This is a genomic window from Martelella lutilitoris, assembly GCF_005924265.1.
GTDB classification, from domain to species: Bacteria; Pseudomonadota; Alphaproteobacteria; order Rhizobiales; family Rhizobiaceae; genus Martelella; species Martelella lutilitoris.
Genome location: NZ_VCLB01000011.1, coordinates 118,122 through 140,546, shown reverse-complemented (window position 1 = coordinate 140,546; position 22,425 = coordinate 118,122). Strand labels below are relative to the sequence as shown.

Annotated in this window: 22 protein-coding genes and 2 pseudogenes; 12 read left to right on the top strand and 12 right to left on the bottom strand. The window is 60.2% G+C overall.

Features of this window, described 5'->3' with window-relative positions:
* The first annotated feature begins 62 nt into the window (after positions 1 to 62).
* The 3 genes from FF124_RS19220 to FF124_RS19210 all read left to right on the top strand — a co-directional run bounded on the left by FF124_RS19220 (position 63) and on the right by FF124_RS19210 (position 3,791).
* On the top strand, positions 63 to 1,649 hold the full coding sequence (locus FF124_RS19220) for an EAL domain-containing protein (RefSeq protein WP_138750094.1): 1,587 nt from the start codon (positions 63 to 65) through the stop codon (positions 1,647 to 1,649).
* Between the two features lie 199 nt (positions 1,650 to 1,848).
* Positions 1,849 to 2,892: a P1 family peptidase gene (locus tag FF124_RS19215; protein WP_138750093.1), complete on the top strand. Its 1,044-nt coding sequence runs from the start codon at positions 1,849 to 1,851 to the stop codon at positions 2,890 to 2,892.
* A gap of 32 nt (positions 2,893 to 2,924) precedes the next feature.
* Positions 2,925 to 3,791 carry a D-amino-acid transaminase gene (locus FF124_RS19210; RefSeq protein ID WP_138750092.1) on the top strand — a complete coding sequence of 289 codons (867 nt, stop codon included), beginning with the start codon at positions 2,925 to 2,927 and terminating at the stop codon, positions 3,789 to 3,791.
* A 21-nt stretch (positions 3,792 to 3,812) separates the two neighbouring features.
* Here FF124_RS19210 and FF124_RS19205 read toward each other — a convergent pair whose 3' ends face one another.
* From FF124_RS19205 to FF124_RS19175, 7 genes are all read right to left on the bottom strand, one after another.
* Positions 3,813 to 4,706 (bottom strand): LysR family transcriptional regulator, encoded by an 894-nt coding sequence (locus FF124_RS19205; RefSeq protein WP_138750091.1) that lies wholly within the window; start codon positions 4,704 to 4,706, stop codon positions 3,813 to 3,815.
* 95 nt (positions 4,707 to 4,801) lie between these two features.
* Positions 4,802 to 6,316, bottom strand: a complete 1,515-nt coding sequence (locus FF124_RS19200) for a serine hydrolase domain-containing protein (protein WP_246072565.1) — start codon at positions 6,314 to 6,316, stop codon at positions 4,802 to 4,804.
* Between the two features lie 61 nt (positions 6,317 to 6,377).
* On the bottom strand, positions 6,378 to 7,136 hold the full coding sequence (locus tag FF124_RS19195; RefSeq protein ID WP_138750090.1) for an ABC transporter ATP-binding protein: 759 nt from the start codon (positions 7,134 to 7,136) through the stop codon (positions 6,378 to 6,380).
* A complete protein-coding gene (locus FF124_RS19190) occupies positions 7,133 to 7,966 on the bottom strand; it encodes an ABC transporter ATP-binding protein (protein ID WP_138750089.1) in 834 nt (277 codons plus the stop codon). Before FF124_RS19190 ends, FF124_RS19195 begins: the two co-directional genes overlap by 4 nt.
* A 3-nt stretch (positions 7,967 to 7,969) precedes the next feature.
* On the bottom strand, positions 7,970 to 8,869 hold the full coding sequence (locus FF124_RS19185; RefSeq protein WP_138750088.1) for an ABC transporter permease: 900 nt from the start codon (positions 8,867 to 8,869) through the stop codon (positions 7,970 to 7,972).
* Between the two features lies 1 nt (position 8,870).
* A complete protein-coding gene (locus FF124_RS19180; protein WP_246072563.1) occupies positions 8,871 to 9,884 on the bottom strand; it encodes an ABC transporter permease in 1,014 nt (337 codons plus the stop codon).
* The gene (locus tag FF124_RS19175; protein WP_138750087.1) at positions 9,881 to 11,476 is read right to left on the bottom strand and encodes an ABC transporter substrate-binding protein; all 1,596 of its coding nucleotides are present in this window, start codon (positions 11,474 to 11,476) and stop codon (positions 9,881 to 9,883) included. The genes FF124_RS19180 and FF124_RS19175 overlap by 4 nt, the downstream gene beginning before the upstream one ends.
* 246 nt (positions 11,477 to 11,722) lie before the next feature.
* Here FF124_RS19175 and FF124_RS19170 point away from each other — a divergent pair, with 246 nt between their 5' ends.
* A complete protein-coding gene (locus FF124_RS19170; RefSeq protein WP_138750086.1) occupies positions 11,723 to 12,763 on the top strand; it encodes a dipeptidase in 1,041 nt (346 codons plus the stop codon).
* 482 nt (positions 12,764 to 13,245) lie between these two features.
* Here FF124_RS19170 and FF124_RS19165 read toward each other — a convergent pair whose 3' ends face one another.
* Positions 13,246 to 13,671, bottom strand: a complete 426-nt coding sequence (locus tag FF124_RS19165; RefSeq protein ID WP_138750085.1) for a hypothetical protein — start codon at positions 13,669 to 13,671, stop codon at positions 13,246 to 13,248.
* A 44-nt stretch (positions 13,672 to 13,715) separates the two neighbouring features.
* Here FF124_RS19165 and FF124_RS19160 point away from each other — a divergent pair.
* The 4 genes and pseudogenes from FF124_RS19160 to FF124_RS19145 form a co-directional block, all read left to right on the top strand.
* Positions 13,716 to 13,889 (top strand): annotated as a pseudogene (locus FF124_RS19160) (Tn3 family transposase); the annotation flags it as partial.
* A 58-nt stretch (positions 13,890 to 13,947) separates the two neighbouring features.
* The gene (locus tag FF124_RS19155) at positions 13,948 to 14,364 is read left to right on the top strand and encodes a recombinase family protein (protein WP_246072562.1); all 417 of its coding nucleotides are present in this window, start codon (positions 13,948 to 13,950) and stop codon (positions 14,362 to 14,364) included.
* A 386-nt stretch (positions 14,365 to 14,750) separates the two neighbouring features.
* Entirely contained in the window at positions 14,751 to 14,999 is a 249-nt protein-coding gene (locus FF124_RS19150) for a type II toxin-antitoxin system VapB family antitoxin (RefSeq protein ID WP_138750083.1), read from the top strand.
* Positions 14,996 to 15,409, top strand: a complete 414-nt coding sequence (locus FF124_RS19145; RefSeq protein ID WP_138750082.1) for a type II toxin-antitoxin system VapC family toxin — start codon at positions 14,996 to 14,998, stop codon at positions 15,407 to 15,409. The genes FF124_RS19150 and FF124_RS19145 overlap by 4 nt, the downstream gene beginning before the upstream one ends.
* 5 nt (positions 15,410 to 15,414) lie before the next feature.
* Here FF124_RS19145 and FF124_RS20875 read toward each other — a convergent pair.
* Positions 15,415 to 15,561: pseudogene (locus tag FF124_RS20875) on the bottom strand (integrase); the annotation flags it as partial.
* A gap of 14 nt (positions 15,562 to 15,575) precedes the next feature.
* Positions 15,576 to 16,475: an HlyD family type I secretion periplasmic adaptor subunit gene (locus FF124_RS19135; RefSeq protein WP_138750081.1), complete on the bottom strand. Its 900-nt coding sequence runs from the start codon at positions 16,473 to 16,475 to the stop codon at positions 15,576 to 15,578.
* 297 nt (positions 16,476 to 16,772) lie between these two features.
* On the opposite strand from FF124_RS19135, the gene FF124_RS19130 reads away from it, so the two are divergent.
* Entirely contained in the window at positions 16,773 to 17,447 is a 675-nt protein-coding gene (locus tag FF124_RS19130; RefSeq protein ID WP_138750080.1) for a hypothetical protein, read from the top strand.
* A 180-nt stretch (positions 17,448 to 17,627) separates the two neighbouring features.
* Here FF124_RS19130 and FF124_RS19125 read toward each other — a convergent pair whose 3' ends face one another.
* Both FF124_RS19125 and FF124_RS19120 read right to left on the bottom strand, forming a co-directional pair.
* Positions 17,628 to 17,984 carry a hypothetical protein gene (locus FF124_RS19125; RefSeq protein ID WP_138750079.1) on the bottom strand — a complete coding sequence of 119 codons (357 nt, stop codon included), beginning with the start codon at positions 17,982 to 17,984 and terminating at the stop codon, positions 17,628 to 17,630.
* A gap of 258 nt (positions 17,985 to 18,242) precedes the next feature.
* Entirely contained in the window at positions 18,243 to 18,557 is a 315-nt protein-coding gene (locus FF124_RS19120; RefSeq protein ID WP_138750078.1) for a hypothetical protein, read from the bottom strand.
* Positions 18,558 to 19,273: 716 nt separating this feature from the next.
* On the opposite strand from FF124_RS19120, the gene FF124_RS19115 reads away from it, so the two are divergent.
* Genes FF124_RS19115 through FF124_RS19105 form a run of 3 tightly spaced genes read left to right on the top strand, consistent with a single transcriptional unit; the run spans position 19,274 to position 22,423 of the window.
* Complete coding sequence (locus tag FF124_RS19115; RefSeq protein WP_138750077.1) at positions 19,274 to 21,145, top strand: NAD(P)H-dependent oxidoreductase subunit E; 1,872 nt, start codon at positions 19,274 to 19,276, stop codon at positions 21,143 to 21,145.
* Entirely contained in the window at positions 21,142 to 21,861 is a 720-nt protein-coding gene (locus tag FF124_RS19110; protein ID WP_138750076.1) for a 2Fe-2S iron-sulfur cluster-binding protein, read from the top strand. Before FF124_RS19115 ends, FF124_RS19110 begins: the two co-directional genes overlap by 4 nt.
* Positions 21,854 to 22,423 (top strand): NADH-quinone oxidoreductase subunit B family protein, encoded by a 570-nt coding sequence (locus tag FF124_RS19105; protein WP_138750075.1) that lies wholly within the window; start codon positions 21,854 to 21,856, stop codon positions 22,421 to 22,423. The genes FF124_RS19110 and FF124_RS19105 overlap by 8 nt, the downstream gene beginning before the upstream one ends.
* The last annotated feature ends 2 nt before the right edge of the window (positions 22,424 to 22,425 follow it).

Below are 22,425 nucleotides of genomic sequence, written 5' to 3'. Positions count from 1 at the left end.
GATTGTCCGGACAATTTTCGTTCCACAAAGATAGGCTGCGCTTTTTGGGATAAGGGGGCGCTATGGAGGCCGGTAGACGAAAGATCCGGTTTATCCCTTTCATCTGGATGTTTCTGGGCGGGATATGCGCATGGGTCGTTGCCGAATGCATCAGCAACAATAGCGCTGACGAATACGTCGATTATTACGGCTCGGACGTCTTCAAGAACGCTGTTTCCGTTGCCGAAACCAGCGTGGCGGTCCTGCATGCGCTCGACCAGTCGCCCCATGTCTCGTGTTCTCCGGAAGACCTGGAGGCGATGCGTCGTATTGTTTTTGTCGTGCCGTTGCTGGCTGATGTCGGGCGTTTGCGGGAGGGGGAGCTGGCCTGCACGGGCGTCTGGGGGACATTCGCAACGCCGGTGGCGATGCCGCCGATTTCAAGGGTCATCGGCGTCAACGCCGCCACCCTCTGGAGAGGAGCCAGCGGCGTGGTTCGGGGTGATCTCGCAGCCGACATGGCCTCTTTCGGAGACAGTGTCGTGATGACCGAAGCATCGGCCTTCGCACGCTATCGCGACCCCGCCGAGCGGCTGGCCGCCCTCGTGCTGACGAGCGATGGCAGCTATGTCTATCAGGCTTTCGGTGAAACCTATGGCCTTTCCGGCATCCTTGGTCAATCGAGCCGATGGTATCACTTTGCACGACGAAGGGTCTTTTCGCATTGCGACGACAATATCGATGTCTGTGTGGTTGCCACCTATGCCGCGCCCACGCCGTTGGAAACGGCGCCGCTCGATTTCTTGCTCGTCCTGGCTGGCGGCATGACCGCCGGCGGCTGCATCGGGCTCTGGCATGCGCGGCTCTACGGTGAAAGTCGATCCTGGCGACAGAAGTTGCAGCGTGCGCTCGATAACAATCGGCTCACGGTCCATTATCAGCCGATCATCCGGTTGTCCGACAGCACGCTTTGCGGGGCAGAAGCGCTTGTGCGGCTGGTCGATTTCGATGGCACGCTGATCCCGCCGGACCAGTTCATTCCGGCCGCCGAAGCCAGCGGTGTCGTCGAACAGATCACCCGGCGCGTGGTCAAGCGCGCATTTTCGGATATGGGCCCGCGTCTTTCAGCCGATCGCGATTTCTACCTCAGTATCAACGTCTCTTCCGACGACATTTTGAACCGGGATTTTCTGGGTTTCCTCGACAACGAGACCAAGGCGCGCGGGGTTTCCCCCGGACAGGTCGCGCTGGAATTGACCGAACGGTCGACGGCCAGCCCGGAGCGTCTGACAAGGGCTATGGAGGAGTTCAGCAGGAACGGCTATCAATTCCTGATTGATGATTTCGGAACGGGCTACTCGAGCCTCTCCTATATCGCGCGCATGCCGATATCCGGGATCAAGATCGACCGGATGTTTACCCAGGCCCTCGATCAGCCATCGGTTGGCGCCGTGATCGTCTCCAAGGTGTGCGAGCTCGCCGCGGCGCTCAAGGTGACGTTGATCTGCGAAGGTGTCGAGACGAAAGCGCAGGCAACCATTCTTGCAAACATCTATCCCGACATCTGCGCGCAGGGCTTCCTGATCGGCCGGCCGATGCCCGTCGAGCGGTTTTCGCGCACCTTCCCCGTCGCGAGCCGCTTCCGCTGGCACCAGGACGGTGCGGCTTGATGCCTCTTTGCTTTGCCGCCAAGTAAGCTTCCACTTGGATTCAGCGCTCCCGGTCCGGCTTGTCGCGCTGCGCACCGTTTGAACGGGCTTTCGAAAGCGGTCTTGCACAGGCGGTCTGAAACTATTCGAACATTGCGTTATCCTCGGCGCGCGCGGCCCGATAATGTCCCCGGCAAAAGCGCAAGGACGAGGGAAAACGATGCAAAAACCGGACCGTATCCGACCGCGCGCGCTCGGAATCGCATTCGGGCGGCACGAGCCAGGGCCGCTCAATGCCATCACCGATGTCGATGGCGTGCTGGTCGGCCATGCGACGCTGATCGAGGGCGAGCGCACCCGGACCGGCGCCACGGCGATCCTGCCGCATGGCGACAATCTGTTCCAGAACAAGGTTCCGGCCGGCCTCAAGGTGCTCAACGGCTACGGCAAGTTTGCCGGCAGCACGCAGGTCGCCGAGCTCGGCGAAATCGAGACGCCGATCCTTTTGACCAACACGCTCGCCGTCGGCCGGGCGATCGAAGCCATCAACGGCTGGACGCTGGAGCAGCCGGGCAACGAACGGGTCACCTCCCTCAATGCGGTGGTCGGCGAGACCAATGATTCCCGGCTGAACGACATTCGCGCCTTGCGGCCGAGCGTCAGCGAGATGGTCTGCGCCATCAAGATCGCCCGCGCCGGGGCTGTGGAGGAAGGCGCCGTGGGCGCCGGAACAGGAACGGTGGCCTTTGGGCTTAAAGGCGGCATCGGAACCGCGTCGCGGCGGCTTGCGGTCGCCGGCGAAACCTACACGCTTGGCGTTCTGGTCCAGGCCAATTTCGGCGGCAGCCTGCGGATCGACGGCCGGGCCCACGATAACAGCGCGGTTGCCGACAAGGATGGCTCCATCGTCATGGTGCTTGCCACCGATGCGCCGCTGCAATCGCGCAATCTGACGCGCTTGGCCGAACGCTGCTTCGGCGGCCTCGCCCGAACGGGGGCGGCCCTTTCCAACGGGTCCGGCGACTATGCCCTGGCCTTTTCCACGCATCCGGCGCTGCGGCGCACGCCCGCGCGGCGCAGCGAAGTTTGCGAGACGCCGGAGCTTCCCAACGAAAAGATGTCACCGCTTTTCGAAGCGGCCATCGAGGCGAGCGAGGAAGCCATCATCAACGCGCTTGCGATGGCCGTCCCGATGGAAGGCTATGACACCGCCAAGGCCCGCCCCTCCTTCTACGATGCCCTCAGGCTTTCCGCCGACAGCTGACCCCCCTTCAACCTCTACCGAAAGGAACTCCCATGTCCGGTGAACGGACCCGTATTGTCTATCTCAATGGCGCCTTTCTGCCTGAAAACGAAGCCCATATCTCGATTTTCGACCGCGGTTTCCTGTTTGGCGACGGGATTTACGAGGTTACCGCCGTTCTTGACGGCAAGCTTGTCGACAGCGATTTGCATATGGCCCGCCTCGAGCGCAGCGTCCGTGAGATCGGCGGCCGGCTGCCGGTCTCGACCGATGCGATCGTGGCGATCGAAAAGCGGCTGATCGCCGAGAATGCGCTGACCGAGGGGGTCGTTTACCTTCAGTATACGCGTGGCGCCGAGGATCGCGATTTTCTCTATTCCGAGGATCTGCCGCCCACACTTCTGCTGTTTACCCAGCAAAAAACCATCGAGCATGCCGCAAGCGCGGAAAAGGGCATCCGAGTGAAGACGGTTCCCGATCAGCGCTGGGCTCGCCGCGACATCAAGAGCATTTGCCTGCTGCCGCAGGTCATCGCCAAGCGCGCGGCCAAGGACGAAGGCTGCGGCGAAGCCTGGATGCTGGACGGCGACTATGTCACCGAAGGCGCCTCGTCGACTGCCTATCTGATCACCCGCGATGGGAAAATCATCACCCGCGCCAACAGCGAGGTGACGCTGCCCGGCTGCACGCGTCTGGCGGTTCTCGCCCTGGCGCAGGAGGCGGAGCTGACGATCGAGGAACGTCCGTTCACGCTGGCCGAGGCGATGGACGCGGAAGAGATTTGCCTGACCAGCGCTTCCAATTTCATTGCCCCGATTGTCGCAATCGACGGCAAGGCGATCGGCGCGGGTACGCCCGGACCGATCTATCGGCGGCTGCGCGCGCTTTATATCGAGCACGCCCGCAAGACCGCGATCTGACTGAGCTGAGAGCGGGCGTCTTCAGGCATCCGGCCGCTCGAGGTCGTCCCAGATCCTGTCGATGATGGGACGGCGATTCTGGCGGGCGCGGTAAAGCCGGATCGCCACGTCGATGCGCCAATCGCCGCCGCCGGTTTCCACCAGTGTTCCGGCGGCGATCTCGTCTCTGACCAGGCTTTCGGGCACCCAGACGACACCCCAGCCCGCGGCCGCCATGGCTTTCAGGCCGACCGACATGCTACCGACATGGACACGGTTTTCCTCCGGCAGCCGGTCGGCGAGTGCCCCCGATACCAGTTGGCCGAAGAACGAGACCTTCTGATAGGCCACCGAGTGGAACCCGTCCTCGATGGCGTGCAGCGGCATTCCATCCCTGCCGGGAGCGCTGACGGGCAGAATGGTCTCGCTGCCGAGCTGGCGGTATTCGAACTCCTGCGGGTCGAGCAGCATCGGCACGACCGGGTGCTGATAGGTCAGCAGGAAATCGGAACGGCCATCGACCAGCGAGATGACATTTTCCTCAAGCGAGCCCGAATCCGGCACCACCTGAGAGGTCAGCGGCCCGATCCTCCGGTTCAGCGCGCTGAGCCAGGCCGGAAGGAAGGTAAAGGACAGCGTATGCAGAGCCGTCAGGGTCACCTGCCGGGCGGCCGCCACCTCTTCGGCCTGGAAACTTTTGCGGACATCGTAGATCTGCTGCAGCATGGCGGTTGCCACGGGCAGGAAACGGTCCCCGGCTTCGGTCAGTCGGGAGGGATAGGTGGCGCGGTCGATCAGCGTCGCACCAAGCCAGGTTTCCAGCTGCCGGATGCGCCGGCTGAAGGCCGATTGCGTGACATGCCGCTCTTCCGCAGCGCGCGAGAAGTTGAGCGTCGTCGCCAGCGCGACGAAATCCTCAAGCCATTTCACTTCCATGATGCGTATCCTGGGCGGTCGCCCGCTTTGGGGCCGGAGACGATCTTCTCTATGACCCCTGACGCAGTTTGGCAATGGAAGGCGGCTGACAGCGATCAGGCGAGGCGCCGATATTCCATCATCCGGGCGCGGCTCAGCGCCAGTTCCAGTCGGTCATCGCTGAGGCGATGCAGCATGATGCGCTTGGTCCAGGGGCCATCGACCAGCGTAAAGAGAAAACGGCTGTTTCCCAGCGATGTCAAAGGCATACGGTGACGGACGGGTCCGACCCCCATAATCACCGCGTCGCCGTCCACCTCCAGCATCGCGCCTTCCGGCGACAGCCAGCGACCGGAAAGGTCGGCCGGGACGGCTTCCGTGATTGCCGGGCGGAAACGGCGTTCTGCATGGCCGATACGGCCGACAATGTCGTCACCATCGCGCTTCAGAAAGGCCGGCGACGTTGGCGAGCGTGACGAAAGGACCGCGCCGTCATGTTCATAGAGCGTGTCTTCGTTGTCGAGATAGTTGAGCGTCGACCCATTGATCTCGATCCACCATGGCCCGGTTTCGGTCACATAAAGACCGTCGGGCAAGGCGCTGCTTGCCACCGGCAGCGGCTCGCCGGTCAGCGCAGCCATGGTCTCCAGCGCAATCTTGTAGGCGTTGACGTCTTCGCGGTTGGCCACGACGACGATGCCGGTTTCGCTGTCGCGGTCGACAAGGAAGTGGCTCTTGTAGCCGGGATGGGAGCCGCCATGGCCATAAAGCCTGCGCGCGCCGAGCGCCACCTGCCGGATACCAAGGCCGTAGCCGCTCTCCGTCCCGTCGGCGAAGGTTCGCGACCGGGCAAGCCGGTCAAAAATACCTGCAAGGCTCCCCTCCCCTTTCAGCAGCGCGCCGACCCAGCGGGCAAGCGCCGCGGCGCTGCCGGTCATACTGCCGGAGGCGGAAATGTGCAGGCCGGCGGCCGAAAGCTGCCAGCCCTTGCCATCATGCCAATAGCCGGGCGCAAGCCCCGCGACCGGATCGTTCCAGACATCCGGCGCATCGAGCGCGATGGCGAGCGCCTGCCCCTCGGCGCGGATAAAATCGCGAAAGAACAGGCCCTTGCGTTCCAGCGCCGCCTCGACCAGCCGATAGCCGGTGTTGGAATAGGAAATCTCCGCGCCGGCGGCGAAATTCAGCCGGGTCATGCGGAACAGGAAGTCGAGCAAGGGCCCAGATTTGGTTTCGGTAAAGACCGACAGCCCGAGCAGGGTCAGGCATTCGCGCACATCCGGCAGGCCGCCGGTCATGTCGAGCGCCTGGCCCACCGTCACATCGGCAAGCGGCGTCTGCAGTTCCGGCAGATGACGCGACAGCGGGTCGTCGAGCGCCATCACATCGCTGCTGGAAAGCACCATGGCCGCAAAGGCGTGCTTGGTCACGGAGGCATAGCGGACAACGCTGTCCTCGGTGAAGGGCGTATGCGTGGCGAGGTTTTCCACACCGCCGGATGTCACGACCCGCGTGCCGGAGGCATCGAAGACGACGATCGCGCCGCCCGGCGCCTCATGCGCCCAGTCTGCGGAAAATCCTTGAGCCTTTTCTTCTGCCGCCCGCCAGTTCAACGCTGCCATTCTGTTCATTCCGTCACTCGTTCAACCCTTACAGCATCGTGCTTTGTGCATCCGAATGGATGCACGGCGCTCAAATGGGCAATTCTTCTGGCTCTTCCAGTTCGACGCTGAGGGCGCGCAGTTCCCGCGTGTGCGGATGCGAAACCTCGCCGAGACGGAGTTTATCTGTGCTGACCTGCTCCACCATCTCGCCGTTCTGCATGACGCCGACGTCGGCGCACATATGGGAGACCACCGCCAGATCGTGGCTGACCATGATATAGGTGAGGTTATGCTCGCGCCGGAGCGCCACGAGAAGATTGAGGATTTCCGCCTGCACGGAAACATCGAGCGCCGAGGTCGGTTCATCGAGCAGAAGCACCTGCGGTTCGGCGATCAGGGCGCGGGCAATGGCCACGCGCTGCCGCTGGCCGCCGGAAAGCTGGTGCGGAAAGCGGAATCGCACCGACTGCGGCAAGGCCACATCGTCGAGCGCGTGGGCGATCCGGTCATCGATCCGGTCCATGCCGTGCACAAGCGGCAGTTCGCTCAAAATGCGGTCGACCGTCTGCCTTGGGTGCAGCGAGCCGTAGGGGTCCTGGAACACCATCTGCGCCTGGCGGAAAAAGGCGCGGTCGCGCTTTGCCCCGACAGGCTTTCCGCCGAAGGAAATCCGCCCTTCCCAGTGCTGGTTGAGACCGGCGAGCGCCCGCAGAACGGTCGATTTGCCCGAGCCGGATTCGCCGACAATGCCGAAACTGCCGCCGGCTGGAACGTGGAAGGAAACGGCCTTCACCGCCTCGCGGCCGGAAAAGGCAATGCGCAGATTTTCAACATCGATATCGATCATGATTTCAGCCACTCCGGATCGCGCTTGAGGACGGGCAGTTCGTCGCGCGGATGGATGAGCGACGGCATGCAGTTCAAAAGCCCGCGCGTATAGGGGTGACGGGCGCGGGCGAGTTCGGAAGCCTGAAGCTCCTCGACGATATGGCCGGCATACATCACCGCCACCCGATCGCAGAAGTGGGACACCAGCGGCAGATCGTGACTGATCATGATCAGACCCATGCCGCGTTCGGAGACAAGCTCATCGATGAGCCGCATGATCTCGGCCTGAACGGTGGCGTCGAGCGCGGAAGTCGGCTCGTCGGCAATCAGCAGTTCCGGATCGGGCGCCAGCATCATCGCGATCATTACACGCTGGCCCATACCACCGGAAACCTCGTGCGGATAGGATTTGGCAACCTCGCGCGGATTGCGGATCTGCACCTTGTCGAGCAGATCGATTGCGGCCTCGCGCGCTTCATGCCGGCTTCCGCCCTTGTGAAAGCGCCAGCTTTCGGCCACCTGCGAGCCGATGGTCTTCACCGGATTGAGCGAGTATTTCGGGTCCTGCAGAATGAAGCCGGCCCGCTTGCCGCGGATCTGCCGCATGCCGCGTTCGGAGGCCTTGAGGATGTCGATCCCGTCGAAACTGATCGCATCGGCCGTAACCTTCGCCTGCGGCGGCAAAAGCTTCAGAAGCGCGCGCGCCGTCAGGCTCTTGCCGGATCCGGATTCCCCGACAATGCCGAGTTTTTCCTGTCCAAGGTGCAGGGATACGCCCTTGACCGCCTCGGACATGCCGCCCGAACGGGTCGGAAAACCGATCCTCAGATTTTCGATATTCACCAGCATGGGTCAGTCCCCCTTCGGATCAAGAACGTCGTGAAGGGCGTCGCCGAGGAAGTTGAAGGCGAGCGAGACGATGAAGATGGCAGCACCCGGTGCTGCGGCAACCCACCACTGGTCGAAGATGAAGCGCTTGGCCGTGGCGATCATCGCGCCCCATTCGGGAGACGGCGGCTGCGCGCCCATGCCGAGAAAGCCGAGGCTGGCCGCTGTGATGATGATGGAGCTCATATCGAGCGTCACGCGTACGATCATGTTCGGCATGCACAGCGGCGCGATGTGGCGGAAGACGATGCGCCAGTTCGAGCCGCCAGTCAGTCGGTAGGCGGCGATGAAATCCGAATTGCGCACGGTCAGCGTATCGGCGCGGGCAAGCCGCGCATAGGGCGGCCACGCCGTGAGCGCAATGGCGAGAATGGCGCTCTCGACGCCCGGCGTCAGCGCAGCGACGAAGGCGAGCGCCAGAATAAGCCGCGGAAAGGCGAGGAAGACATCCGTGATCCGCATCAGCGCCTTGTCGACGATCCCGCCGAAAAAGCCGGCGATGGCGCCGATGGCGAGCCCGATCGGCGCGACGATGATGACCACCGAGACCACCATGCCCAGCGTGACGCGGCTGCCATAGATGATGCGCGAATAGATATCGCGGCCGAGTTCGTCCGTCCCCAGCCAGTATTCGGCCGATGGCGGCGCCAGGCGCAGATCAAGGTTTTGGGCGGCCGGATTGTGGGTCGCCAGAAGCGGCGCTGCCACGGCCATGAAGACGAACAGAAGTACAATCACGAGGCCCATCATGCCGAGCGGATTATGCTTCAGCGCCAGCCAGATACGATAGCGATTGGCCCAGTTCGCCTGTCGTCGCGACGACGGCGCTTCGTCGAGCAACCAGTTTGAAAGTTTAGCAAACATGTCAGCGGACCCGTGGATCGAGCAGGCGATAGAGGAGATCGGCCAGAAGGTTCAGACCAACATAGATGACGCCGATCAGAAGCGTCGCGCCGACGACCGGGTTCATGTCGGCGTTCAAAAGTGCCGTGGTCAGATACTGGCCGAGGCCGGGCCAGGCAAACACCGTTTCGGTGACGACCGCGCCTTCCAGAAGGCCGGCATAGGTGAGCGCCAGAACGGTGACGAGCTGCACGGCAACGGTCGGGAAGGCGTGCGACCAGATCACCGAGCGCAGCGGCAGCCCCTTGGCGCGGGCGGTGATGACGAATTCGCCCTTCAGCGCATCGATCATGAAAGCGCGGGTCATGCGGGCGACATAGGCCATCGAGAAATAGGCGAGAATGCAGACCGGCTGCGTCAGATGCGCGACCGCGTCCCAGAAGGCGCCGGTATCGCCGGCAAGAAGGCTGTCGATCGTCAGAAGGCCGGTTTGCACCGGTACCATGCCGTCATAGATAATGCCCTGGCGACCCGGGCCCGGCGCGATGCCCAGCGCCTTGTAGAAGACGATCAGCGAGATCAGCGCCAAAAGAAATACGGGGATCGAGTGGCCGGCAAAGCAGACGATGCGGATCACCTGATCGGTGACGGAGCCCTGGCGCACAGCCGCCCAGACACCGAGCGGAACGCCGATGAGCATCGACAGGATCAGCGCATAGGTTGCCAGCTCGAAGGTTGCCGGAAAATAGTGGGCAATGTCATGCGTGACCGGGTTCTTGGTCAGGATCGACATGCCGAGATTGCCATGCAGCAGCTGCCACAGATAGTCGGCGAACTGCACAGGCAGGGGCTTGTCCAGCCCCATGGCGATCCGGGTTTGCTCGACCACGGATTGCGGTGCGTTGTCGCCAACGGCGGCAATGACCGGATCGACCGGCATGACCCGGCCGATCAGGAAGGTAACGACCGTCAGTCCGAACAGCGTCACGAGGACGCTGCCCAGAGTGCCGGAAAAGCCCTTCAGAAAACCTCTCACGACTTGGTGGTCTCCTGGTAGGTGTTCGACGAGGAGAAGACCTGCAGGCGGAAACCGTGGACGTCCGTGCGGCAAACGGCCGTATCGGTTTTCTGGAACATGAAGGCGAAGGGGCTGTTCTGCATGTAATCCCTCTGCAGGGATTCATACATTTCCAGTCGCGTTGCCGGGTCCTTCTCGTCGCGGGCGGCCTTGGCCCGGGCGGCGAAATCGGCGTTCTGGAAATGCGAGCGCCAGATGAAGGGCCGGTCCTTGGCATCGTCGGAATTGTCTTCGTTGATGCAGAAGACCTCGGCATTCGCGTTCGGATCGAAATAGTCCGTGCCCCAGGACGACATCGCCATCTGGTGCTGGCGGGCGCGCATCTTGGTCAGAACCTGACGGTTTTCCCCGGCAAGCAGGTTGACCTTGATGCCGATCTGGCCAAGGCTTGCCTGAACCGCCTGGGCGATATCCGGATAGGGCTGGTTGGAATAGTGGTCCATGGTGATCTCGAAACCGTCGGCGAGCCCGGCCTTTTCCATCAGCGCCTTGGCCTTGTCGATATCCTGGTGGAACGGATTTTCGCTGACCGCGCCCGGAATGCCCGACGGCTCGAAGCTCTGGTGAACGGCATAGGTCATCGGAACGATGTTCTTCTGCATGCCTTCGTAATCGAGCGCCCATTTGATCGCCTGCCAGACCTCCGGCTTCGACAGGTACTCATTGTCCTGGTTGAGCGAGATCAGCATCAGCGCGGCGACTTCCTGACGGATCATGTTGAAGCCGTCGACGCCCTCGACCTGGGTCAGCTGTTCGCTCGTCAGGTTGCGGGCAATATCGACATCGCCCTTCTGCAGCATCAGGAGCTGCGACGACGGGTCGGCGACATGGCGCACCAGAATGCGCTTGATATCGCCCGTATAGGGGCCATGCGCGTTGACCGTGAGCGAAATCGCTTCGCTCGGCTTCCAGACCTGCAGGACAAACGGGCCGGAACCGGCACTGTTCTTGTTCAGCCAGCCCTTGCCCATGTCATCGCCTTCGACATGCGCTTCGACGACCGCCTTTTCGACGATCGCGCCGACGCTGGCCGACAGGCAGTAGAGCAGGAAGGAAATCGCGGTCGGCTCGGCCGTCGTCAGGGTCACGGTCTTGTCGTCGACGGCAACGATGGTCTGGTCGACATTGTCCGGCGTGAAGCCGAACTGGCCGATGATGAAGGCCGCGCCGCCATTGATCTTGATGGCGCGCTGCAGCGAATAGGCAACGTCTTCGGCCGTGACGGGATTGCCGGTCGAAAACGTCTGGTCGGCCAGCTTGAAGGTGAAAACCTTGCCGCTGTCGTCAACGCTCCAGCTTTCCGCGATGACGGGCTGGATGTTCGAAGCATCTTCCGGGTCCGGAACGACGAGGTTCTGATAAAGATTGGTGCAGATTTCACCGGCCAGAGCCTCGTAATTGGCATGGGGGTCGAGCGTGGTGATGTTGTCGAGCTGCTGGGCGACAACCAGAATGTCCTTCGGCGTGTCGGCAAAGGCCTGGGTCAGGTCGAGGTAGGACAGGACGGGTACGACGGCGCTGCCGATCAGGAGTTGTCGTCTGGAAATCATCTGGATTGTTCCCTTTCAATGTGGTGCAAGCGAGTGAGATGTCGCGGAAGCCATTGGTTGCTTATTTTTTTAGCAAACAGCCAGCTTTGCTGTTATCAGGGCATTGCGGGGCTGACCAATTCCGTTTTTTGCAGGGGTTATGCAGGCTTTGCATTTGTTCTGTCGTTGCGCTGCGTCATAAAATACCGGTTCTCCACTGGAAACCTTTTTTCCGATCCTTTCGACCGTTCTCCCAGGACAAGGTTCATGCCGCCCTTTTCAGACACGCCTGTATTCGACGGGCACAATGATGTGCTTTTGCGGCTGCGCCGCTCCAACAAGGAGGATCCGGTCGCGGCCTTTCTGAACGGGGATACCGAAGGGCATATCGACCTGCCGCGGGCGCGTGAGGCTGGCTTCGCCGGTGGCCTCTGCGCGCTCTATGTCCCCTCCCCCAGCCGACAAAAGGACGCCGACGGAAACTTTCCGACCCCGGCGCAGCCCGAGGCGCTCAATGAAACCATGGCCATGGCGCGCCTGCTGTTCGACATCGAGCGCCGGTCCGGCGGGGGTGTGACCGTCTGTCGCACGGCAGCCGATATTCGCCGCGCCTTTGCAGACGGTTCGTTCGCGGCCGTCTTTCATATCGAGGGCGCGGAAGCGATCGACACCGATCTCGATGCGCTTCACGTGTTCCATCAGGCCGGCTTGCGCACGCTAGGGCCGGTCTGGAGCCGTCAAAATGCCTTCGCCTTCGGCGTTCCCTTCGCGTTTCCCTCCAGTCCGGATATCGGCCCCGGACTGACAGATGCCGGCAAGGCGCTCATTCGCGCCTGCAATGAACTGAAGATCATGGTCGATCTTTCGCATATGAACGAAAAGGGTTTCTGGGAGATCGCCGCCATTTCCGATGCGCCGCTGGTCGCCTCCCATTCGAACGTGCATGCACTGTGCCCGCACTCGCGCAACGCCACGGATCGCCAGCTCGACGCCATCGGCGATACGGGCGGGCTCATCGGCATCAATTTCGGCGCGCTGTTCCTGGGCCGGGATGGTAGTAGGGACACGTCGATCGGCATCGAACCCCTGCTCGATCATATCGATTACGTCGCCAACCGCATCGGCATCGACCACATCGCCCTCGGCTCCGATTTCGACGGAACCATGATCCCCGCCGTGATGAAGGACTGCCGCGGTGTTCGCCTGATCATCGAGGGGCTGAAGTCCCGCGGCTATGACGCGGAGGCCCTTGCGAAGGTCACCCACGAAAACTGGATCCGGGTTCTCGAGACGACCTGGGGCGCGTAGGCCTTGAAAAGAACGGGCGCCCGCGCGTCGAACGATCATGTCGGTTCCGCGCCATACGACAGAACCGAGCGCCCGCTTTTAAGCGGGCGTATGACGGTTTGGCCCAGTCGGCCCGAAGCCGTGATTTTGGCCAAGTGAAGAACAGAGGCGGAACACGGATTTACGCTGGTCAGCTTTCCGCGTCTGATTGCTCATCGACGCTCACGAGTGCTCGGCAAGGTGTGTGCAGCCCCTTCTAAGCCTTGCGCAAGGGGGCTGCAGTGGGCTTCGAAAGGAAAATAGAGAAGAAGCATCGGAGAGGGTAGCATTGCTACATTCTCTAGCTCTTTAGAGCGCCGTGCGTCCTTTAGGACGCACAAAGGACGCTCTAACTTATTGAATCTACGCATCGTTCTTTTCGAAAATCGATTCCGGTTTTCGAAAAGAACGATGCGCTAGTCCCGCGATGGCGGGATTGTCCGAATTAACTGATCCATGAGTGATTACACAGAGAATGATCCCTTTTTTTTCCTGCGAAAATTGCCAGTCACTGGATCGATATCCGGCGTGACAATCAAGGAGACGGGCAGCTTGAAATCCTGCCGGCATACGGGGACAGCGGGCATTAAATATTCATCGAGCCGGAAGGGCAGGAAATCCTCTGGCCCAGGATCGATGACTTTCTGAGGAGCCAGGGATTGCCGGACTGGCAGGATACCAAGTTCGATGGACAGCGTGGTGCCCTGGGACCAAACCAGCGCAAACGGCTGGACGACTTTCTCGCCCATGGCCTTGCGATAAAGACCTTCGCGGTCCCGATCGAGGGGAGGACAAAAAGCAACTGGATCACAAACGCATATTCTCTGGATGGCGCTCGGGCCGAAGTCATCGGGCTTTGCCAGCAAGAAAGCGGTCAGGAAGGGGAACACGGCCTATGCATTCGAAAACAAGCTTCTCAAGCTCTTTCAGGCGGCATGCCCGTTACGGCGGGCGTGATATCATAATCTACTGGCATGTCGAGAAACGCGCGACCTGCGTCTACTCGCAACTCAAGCGGTGCTCGTCCTCGGAGGTCGCTTCCATGATCAAAGGCGTCCTTCGCCATTGTACCGGCATGGAAATCCAGCGCCAGCATGTCGACAGTCATCCGCTCGGAAACCGGCTCGGGCGCATCAAGGAAGGGGCGGTCCGAACTGGAAACCATCATGCAGTTTCTCCACGTAGGCGACGAACTGGTGGTGCTGCGGCTTGATCGGATCGGTCGCTCTACCCGCGACGTTCTCAATCTCGTTCATGAGCTTGACGAAAAAGGCGCAACACTGCGCGTCCTCGAAGCGGAAGTGACGACGGCTGGGAGCATGGGTAGAATGGTCATAACGAACCTCGGCATGGTCGCCGACATGGAACTGAAGTTCATCAAGGACAGACAACGAGCGGGCATTGACGCGGCAAAAGCTCATGGCATCTACAAGGGCAGGAGAAAGAATGTCGATGACGCGGAAATCCGCAGACGGGTCGCGACTGGCGCAACGAAAGCTGCCGTTGCTCGTGCGCTGAACATTTCCAGGATGACCGTTTACCGCGCCTTGGAAGATCAAGGTTCGCAGTCAGCTTCAACGTGACTGCACGTTCTTTATCCGTTCTTCAAGTTGGCCAAAATCGCAGCTTCGGGCCGACTGGGCCGTTTTGCATGGACCGGGACGGTTCGGCAAACCCGGCTCAGAAACTGACCGTGCGGCGCAGACGTTTCCGTGTTGATCAACAGTCTCCGATGAGGACCAGATAAATTCTCTCTCGAGGCAGCGGAAAATCCGTCAGACTTCGTGCGATCTTCCTCTTCATCATCGACGATATAGGCGGGACTGTCGCGCGGTTTGCGAGCCGCGATATTGGTTTTTCGAACGGCGCAACGCACCGTTCGCAGGCTTGTCTGAGTCGACTTGCTGTCATCTGCCATCTTGATGGCAGAAGTTTCTGCAACTATATTGACAGGATAAGGAGACAGGTTATGGCAGAACCGCAACTTTCCGTGAGAAGTTCGAAAGCGCGAGACTTGGCGCATCGTCTTGCTCGTAGAGAAAACCGTTCGATCGCCGATATCGTCGAGCGTGCTCTCGAGTGGTATGAGGTTCGTGAAGCGGGGCGAGAGCCGGCGTCGGCGTTCTACGCGCGGCTTGCGGCGCAAGCCGGAACGGACATCGATCTCGAGGCGGTCATTCAGGAAAGCCGTCAGCCTCACAGGGGTATCGAGCTTTGATTTTTCTCGATACCAATGTCGTTTCAGAGACCTTTCGGAGGGCTCCGGCCGAGGCTGTTGTCGCGTGGCTCGTCCGACATGATGCCGAGTTGGCCTTGCCCTCCGTCACGATCGCCGAGATAGCCTTCGGTATTCAGAAGATAAAGCCAGACCAGCGCGCCGCCCGTTTGGAACAAGGGCTGCAGGACTGGCGCCGCCGGTTTTCTGACCGGATATTTGGCCTGACGGAGGAGGCGGCTTTGGCCTATGGTGAAATCATGGGCCATGCGTCCCGCCAGGGGCGAGCAATGTCGGCGCCGGACGGCATGGTCGCGGCTATCGCTCATGTGAACGGTGGCCGTTTGGCGACACGCAATTTGAAGGATTTTGAAACGACGGGCCTCGATTTGATTTCGCCGTGGGATTTTTGAGCGATTTACAGCCCCGCCGTTTTGGTAAGATTGACGCGGAAGTGATTTCGTCTGCGCTTACAGCGCCGCGTCATTTCGGCCGGTGCATGGCCGAACGGTTTCGGGATGTCGCGCGCGTCGACTTCGGCTGATGAGGCGAGCCCGGCGCTCAGGTCACATAGCCACTTCACTCCTCCCTGAAAGCCTGATCGAGATAGTCGGTGAACGGTTTCAGCAGGTATGATGCGGGGCTTCTGGCAGCGGTCTGGATGAAGGCTTCGACCGGCATGCCGGGCATGATGCCGTGCTGTTTCGCCGCTTCGAGCGACGGCTTGTCGAGGGCGATTTCGACGCGGTAGAAGCGTTGGCTGCCGTCCTCGCCTGCAAGGGCATCGGCGGAGATGGTGCGCACATGGCCGTCGAATTCCGGGGTTGTGCGGGCGTTGAAATTCGGAAACTTGATCACCGCCGCCTGCCCGGTGCTGACCCGGTCGATCTGCACCGGATCGACATGTACGGCCAGAACCACCGGCATATCCGCCGGAACGATCGCCGCAACCTCCGTTCCCGCCTGGATGACGCCGCCGATGGTGAACACATTCATCCCGTAGATGACGCCATCCATCGGCGCGCGCAGGGCAAGCCGGTCATATTGCCGGTCGGCGACGGCGAGGCGCTCGGCCAGTTCCGCCGCCTGCGGCTGGGTTTCGCGATATTCCGTCTGCGCCGCCTCGCGCCGATCGGCGACGGTTTTCAGCATCTCGACCTCATAGCCAGCCAGCGAGCCACGCGCTTCGGCAATCGAGGCTTCAAGTCCGGCGATGTCACCTTCAAGCTCGGCGGCCTGCTGCTTCAGCGTCGAGACCGGGCTTGCCTGCGAAAGCCCGCGCTTCAAGAGCCCATCATAGCGGGTCACTTCTTCATCGAGGATATCATACTGTTTGTTAAGCGCGACAAGCTGCTGCTCCTTGCTCTCGATCACCGCCTCGGTGTGGATCTTCCGCTTTTCAAGCTGCTGCCGGGTCAGCGCCAACGCGTCGCGCCGCGCATCAAACAGGGCCTGTTCATCGGCATGACGGTTATGCATTTCCCTGTGGTCGAACCAACCGCTGCCTGTACTGTCATAATCGACACTCCAAATATCGCCTCCGGCGTTTTTGGTGAGGACCTTTCGGCTCGCAAGAGTACTGGAACCAAGGTTGGATCCAACCCGATTTTCGACAGTTTCGACAAGGCTACCATCAGCAAGCTCCTGACGAACCGTTACCTGAAGACGGTCAACAAAACCGTCACCGTCGTCGTCGAAATGAATTGTCTTATAGGCGCCGTCAGATGACGTCACGGAGGTCGTTACAAAGACCTGGCGGCCATCTTGTGTGTAGCCATGAACGACAACGATACGGTTGCCATTGCCATCAAGCGAGACCTCCTCTGTTACACGGTAGCTTCGCGCGTCGCCGGCAAGAACAACATTGCCAGCAATCCCGGTCGTTCCATCGCTTTTTGCGAATTCGACCTGCCCGAGAATGGCCGATCCGTCTTCGAAGAAAGTGCGGTTTGTATCGGCGGCAAGATTTATTGCTTCGATCCCGAGCTCGGCCAGCGTCTTCACGTCAGACGAGCCGTCCTGGTTGGTCACCATGACTTTGAAATGGGCGAAGGCAGCATCGCCAGCGTCGAGGACACCATCCCCGTTCTCGTCGAACACCGACTTGAGTGCGGCCAAATCATCGCTTGCTGTCGGATCCCATTCCGTGAACACGAATTGCCGCGTCTCGATGATGGTGTTCAGATCGTCGGGATCATAAAACAATACGCCATCGCCTGCTCCGGCCCAGGCCAGTCTATTCTTCAAACCGTCATTATTGGCGTCCACGAAAAACACAGACTGACCGAGTTCGGTTATCGAAATCCCATCTCCGTCCAGATCAAGCAAAATCGGAAACAATGTATTCCCAGGTTCATTTTTTCCACCATTGCGGCTTACATCCCTCTCAGGATCGCTTCCGACATAAGCCATCTGGTTTCCATTGTCGTCCCACATAGTCGTCCCACATAGTCGTCCCACATTGTCGTCACGCCATTTTTAATGGTGACCTGACTCCTGGCTGCTCTGCCTGTAGTATAGGTGGTTGCATATTTGTTTTATTGCTCTGCAATATACTAAGCGCGCAATTTCTCAGCCAACTCAGCTTCTAGTGCCAGCCGCTCTTCGTTCGCAGGACCCTCAACCAAGCGGTCATTTGCGGTTTGCCGCGCCTGCTGAACCGCCGTAAACTTGCGCCATACCGACTGCGGCGGCCAAACTTCCAACTACGTATCCACCCGCCGTACTGAGACCAACTGCTGCGCCATCGGCAGTGGTAAAGCCACCTGCATCATTCCCTCTGATAATGGCGTCAATACCTGCACCACCCAACAGGCCAAGAGCTTTGCCACCAATAGCTATTCCTGGATGACTTGACTGCTCAAAAATGGCTCCGCCGATGGAGAATGCAGCCGGAAGACTTTTCTCAATCGCATTGTCATACTTGCCAAAATCATATTTCGGGTCGCCCGAATTTCTTGATGTACTGCGTGTCGCCCTCGGATCCATATCCCACCTCAACCCTATTTACGTTTATAAGTGCAATTAATTTGACCTAAATTCATGTAAAAAATCTTTAATAATTATAAATATTAAGTAAAATACGTAAAAAAACATAAACAAATTAACTCCAAAATAATACTGATCGAGAGGATCCATTTTTATCAAAATGAGCCTCATTAATATAAAAAATAAAAAATATAGTAATTTCTTTAATATTCACAAAAATAGATTTTTGCAAACAAAAAAATAAATTCTTATTATTGATCATTTATCGACACCATTACTCAATTTGTAGGTTATAACACTACAAGAAATAACATAATTCCCGCTCATCACCTCATACCCTATTTTCCGCATCAGCCTCTCCGTCCGCGCCGTCTCCACGCCGGACGTCACATGAAACAGCAATTCCCGCGCGCCCTTGGCCCGCGACCAGGCCTCGGCTCGTTTCATCAGGCCAAGCGTCACCCGGCTGCCGGCAAGCGTGGCGCGCAGGGATTTTGGGACGTTGAGATTGTGGATGGTCGAAAGAAGGATGTCGCTGCCGATGTGGTATTCGCTGACACAGCGCCACAGCATGCCGGCAAGGTCATCGCCGCGCGCGCCAGATCGATCACCGGCGCAATATCCGTTCCCGGCCCGAGCAACGAAAACACAAACCGTCCCGCAGCCTGCCGCTCCCCTGACTGCACATCCGCGCCCGCCGGACCGGCGCATGCCGCAACGGCACCCCGACAACCAACTCACGCCCCCCCCCGACGCAGCATTTCATTCTGGCCTTACTCTCAACCGAGCTCGACCGAAGGTCAACAATAGATGCGCGTTTTCCGTGTGATATTCTGTCTTGCGGAAAGCACGCCGAAGCGCGCGACCGGCGGCAGGAACGCGTTCAGGCCGTCCGGATCGTAAAACAGAACCCCGTCGCCGGTTCCCGCCGTCCGGTTCTCAAACCCGTCATCATCCGCATCGACAAAGACATCCGAACGCCCAGGCTCCGATATCGAAACTCCCGTCCTCGTCTAAAGCTACTCCAGGTGAAGTGGACACCGGTTCACCGTCCGGAATTTGCACGAGCTTGACGGACGTGACCGACTGGCCGGCGCGGGAGCGAGGATTCGACGCCGACTCGTTTGCGGAACTGACGGCGCTCATCCGTGATGCGGATGCAGGCAGTTCAGCAATCAATGCGCGAGTCGCGGCTTCAAAAATCAATCGACAGCTTAGCCCGTACTTCGTATCATTGCCACACATCCGCCGGATAGCGGGTCTAGCGCGGATGGAGGGAGGAACCGACGATGGCCCAGGATCCAGCCAAGGCTGATGCGCTGATCTGCGAGATGCCCCGGATCGACAACGCCGATATTGTCGCGGTCTGCGCGGCATATGGCGACGACCACCACAGATTGTTGGACATTCTCCGGACGCTGCAGAACCGGTACCGGTGGATCTCGCCGCAGATGTTGAGTGTGGTCGCCGCCCAGACCGGGCAGACCCGCGTTGCCGTCGAGGGCGTCGCCTCATTCTATTCCTTCTTGTCGCTGACCCCGAAGGGACGGATCACCATTCGTCTCTGCGACGACATTATTGATCGCTTCGCGGGCCTCAAGGCGGTGGCGGCCGCTTTTGAGGCGGCGCTCGGCATCGCGATGGGGGAAACATCCGACGACGGCGCCTTCTCCCTTGAATACACGCCTTGCATCGGCCTGTGCGATCAGGCGCCGGCGGCGATGATCAATGATGTCGTCATGACCAATCTGACGGCAGACCGCGCCCATGAAATCGTCGCGGCACTGCGCTCCGGTCAGTCGCCGCAGGACCTGATCAGCCCACGCTTTTCCGCGCTGACGCCTTACGAACAGGCATCGCGCATGGTCGAAAGCAATATCCGTCATGCCGGTTCGGTGCTTCTCGGCCCCGTGCCCGACAATGCCGGGCTGGCGGCGGCGCTCGACATGACGCCAGAGGGCATCATCGAGGCGGTGGAGGCCAGCGGGCTGCGCGGCTGCGGCGGGGCCGGGTTTTCCGCCGGAAAGAAATGGCGGCTGGCGGGGGCGACGCCAGCCGGACGCCGCTACATCATCTGTGACGCCGACGAAGGCGAGCCGGGCACATTCAAGGATCGGGTTCTCCTGACGGAGCGGCCTCACCTTCTCGTCGAAGGCATGACGATTGCCGCCAAAGCTGTCGGCGCCAGTGAAGGGATCATCTATCTCAGGGGCGAATACGCCTATCTCGAAGGCTTGCTTGCCGCCGTTCTGGAAGAAAGGCGCATTGAAGGCCTGCTCGGTCGCGCGGTCATGGGCCAGGAGGGGTTCGATTTCGACATCAGGATCCAGATGGGCGCGGGCGCCTATGTCTGCGGGGCGGAAAGCGCGCTGATCAGCTCTTGCGAGGGTCGGCCCGGCGAACCCATGACCCGGCCGCCCTTTCCTGTCGAGAAAGGCTATTTCGGCTGTCCGACAGTGGTCAACAATGTCGAAACCCTCTGTCATGCCGCCCGCATACTCGACCGGGGCGCGCAGTGGTTCTTCGATATGGGCCAGGCCGGAAGCCACGGAACAAAGCTGTTCAGCGTTTCGGGTGACTGCCTCAATCCCGGGGTTTATGAACTGCCCTATGGCATGACGGTGCATGCGCTCCTTGAAATGGCAGGCGGAGAAGATGCGGCCGCTGTTCTCGTCGGCGGGCCGAGCGGAACGATGATCGGCCGGGACAGTTTCGAGCGCCGGCTTTCCTTCGATGATCTGGCGACCGGCGGCGCTGTTGTCATCTTTGGCCGCGAACGCAATATTCTGGAGATCGTCGATTATTACATGTCGTTTTTTGTTGACGAGAGTTGCGGCTATTGCACGCCATGCCGGGTGGGAAATGTCTTCCTGCAGCAGGCGATCGCCAAATTCCGCAAGGGCCTGGCCGGTCCCGAGGACATCGACTATCTGAAGGATTTGTCGGCCACGATCATGGAAACCAGTCGCTGCGGTCTCGGAATGACGTCGCCGCGCCCGATCCTGACGACGCTCGAGAATTTTCCGCTCGTCTATTCGGCGCTGGTCAAGCCCTCCGAAGACCGGCTGCGACCGACCTTTGACATCCAGTCAGCCATTGATGACGCCCGCAAGCTCGCGCGGCGCCGATCCTATATCTATGACAGGGATTTTGGCCAATGACCCAGGAGGATTTCACCTTCACCATCGATGGCGTCGAGATTGCCGCCAGTCCCGGACAGACGATCATGGAAGCGGCGGATGCGGCCGGCGTCTACATCCCGCGCCTGTGCGACCATCAAGGGCTGCGCCATCAGGGCAGCTGCCGCGTCTGCACGGTCAAGGCGAACGGGCACAGCACATCCGCCTGTACGCAGCCGGCCGAGCCGGGCATGAAGGTCGACAACGAAACGCCGCATATCTCCAAGCTCAGGCGCGATCTGGTGGAGATGCTGTTTCACGAGGGCAATCATCTGTGTCCGATCTGCGAGGAGAGCGGAAACTGCGAGTTGCAGGCCATGGCCTACCGGCTGGGCATGACCGAGCCGACGAAATTCCCCTATCTCGAGCCATCGCGCGGGCTTGACGCCTCACATCCCGACATCGCGCTCGACACCAATCGCTGCATCAGTTGCGGGCGTTGTATCCGTGCTTCGCAGGATGTCGATCACAAGGGAATTTTCGGCTATGTCGGCCGCGGCATTCACCGTCGTGTGGCCGTGAACGGGCCTGACCTCGCCCAGACGGATGCGGCTATCACCGACCATGCCATTTCGAAAGACGTCTGTCCCGTCGGCTGCATCATCCGCAAGGGTGAGGGCTTTGCCACGCCGATCGGCGAGCGCGAATTCGACCGGGGGCTGATCGGCAGCGAGATCGAGGGGAAGCGCCATGAGTGAGCCCAGAAAAGCACGGATCGCCACCGTTTCCCTGGCCGGGTGCTTCGGTTGTCACATGGCCCTTCTCGACATTGACGAGCGGCTGGTAGAACTGATGAAACTGGTCGACGTAGACCGCTCGCCCCTCACCGATATCAAACATTTCACCAGGCGTTGCGACATCGGCATCGTCGAAGGCGGTTGCTGCAACGAGGAAAACGTGCATGTGCTGTGGGATTTCAGGCGCAATTGCGATGTGCTGATCGCCATCGGTCAATGCGCGATCATGGGCGGGCTGCCGGCCATGCGCAACGCCATCATGCATTCCGATGCACCGCTGCGCGAATGCCTGGACGAGGCCTATATCACCGGAAAATATATCCGCAACACGACCCATGGCATCCCCAATGATCCGGCGCTGCCCTTGCTGCTTGATCGGGTCTACCCCTGCGGCGAGGTGGTTGAGATCGACTATCAGATCCCCGGCTGCGCTCCCTCCGGCGACATTATTTTCAACACGCTGAGCGGCCTGCTTGCCGGAAGGTTCAGGGGCTTTGAACGCGACAAGATCAGATTCGACTGAAC

Excerpts from the sequence above, each read along its gene's own strand:
- FF124_RS19220 (WP_138750094.1), top strand. The coding sequence starts at position 63 with ATGGAGGCCGGTAGACGAAAGATCCGGTTTATCCCTTTCATCTGGATG.
- FF124_RS19215 (WP_138750093.1), top strand. The coding sequence starts at position 1,849 with ATGCAAAAACCGGACCGTATCCGACCGCGCGCGCTCGGAATCGCATTC.
- FF124_RS19210 (WP_138750092.1), top strand. The coding sequence starts at position 2,925 with ATGTCCGGTGAACGGACCCGTATTGTCTATCTCAATGGCGCCTTTCTG.
- FF124_RS19205 (WP_138750091.1), bottom strand. The coding sequence starts at position 4,706 with ATGGAAGTGAAATGGCTTGAGGATTTCGTCGCGCTGGCGACGACGCTC.
- FF124_RS19200 (WP_246072565.1), bottom strand. The coding sequence starts at position 6,316 with ATGAACAGAATGGCAGCGTTGAACTGGCGGGCGGCAGAAGAAAAGGCT.
- FF124_RS19195 (WP_138750090.1), bottom strand. The coding sequence starts at position 7,136 with ATGATCGATATCGATGTTGAAAATCTGCGCATTGCCTTTTCCGGCCGC.
- FF124_RS19190 (WP_138750089.1), bottom strand. The coding sequence starts at position 7,966 with ATGCTGGTGAATATCGAAAATCTGAGGATCGGTTTTCCGACCCGTTCG.
- FF124_RS19185 (WP_138750088.1), bottom strand. The coding sequence starts at position 8,869 with ATGTTTGCTAAACTTTCAAACTGGTTGCTCGACGAAGCGCCGTCGTCG.
- FF124_RS19175 (WP_138750087.1), bottom strand. The coding sequence starts at position 11,476 with ATGATTTCCAGACGACAACTCCTGATCGGCAGCGCCGTCGTACCCGTC.
- FF124_RS19170 (WP_138750086.1), top strand. The coding sequence starts at position 11,723 with ATGCCGCCCTTTTCAGACACGCCTGTATTCGACGGGCACAATGATGTG.
- FF124_RS19155 (WP_246072562.1), top strand. The coding sequence starts at position 13,948 with ATGCAGTTTCTCCACGTAGGCGACGAACTGGTGGTGCTGCGGCTTGAT.
- FF124_RS19150 (WP_138750083.1), top strand. The coding sequence starts at position 14,751 with ATGGCAGAACCGCAACTTTCCGTGAGAAGTTCGAAAGCGCGAGACTTG.
- FF124_RS19135 (WP_138750081.1), bottom strand. The coding sequence starts at position 16,475 with ATGCATAACCGTCATGCCGATGAACAGGCCCTGTTTGATGCGCGGCGC.
- FF124_RS19130 (WP_138750080.1), top strand. The coding sequence starts at position 16,773 with ATGAACGACAACGATACGGTTGCCATTGCCATCAAGCGAGACCTCCTC.
- FF124_RS19125 (WP_138750079.1), bottom strand. The coding sequence starts at position 17,984 with ATGGATCCGAGGGCGACACGCAGTACATCAAGAAATTCGGGCGACCCG.
- FF124_RS19120 (WP_138750078.1), bottom strand. The coding sequence starts at position 18,557 with ATGCTGTGGCGCTGTGTCAGCGAATACCACATCGGCAGCGACATCCTT.
- FF124_RS19115 (WP_138750077.1), top strand. The coding sequence starts at position 19,274 with ATGGCCCAGGATCCAGCCAAGGCTGATGCGCTGATCTGCGAGATGCCC.
- FF124_RS19110 (WP_138750076.1), top strand. The coding sequence starts at position 21,142 with ATGACCCAGGAGGATTTCACCTTCACCATCGATGGCGTCGAGATTGCC.
- FF124_RS19105 (WP_138750075.1), top strand. The coding sequence starts at position 21,854 with ATGAGTGAGCCCAGAAAAGCACGGATCGCCACCGTTTCCCTGGCCGGG.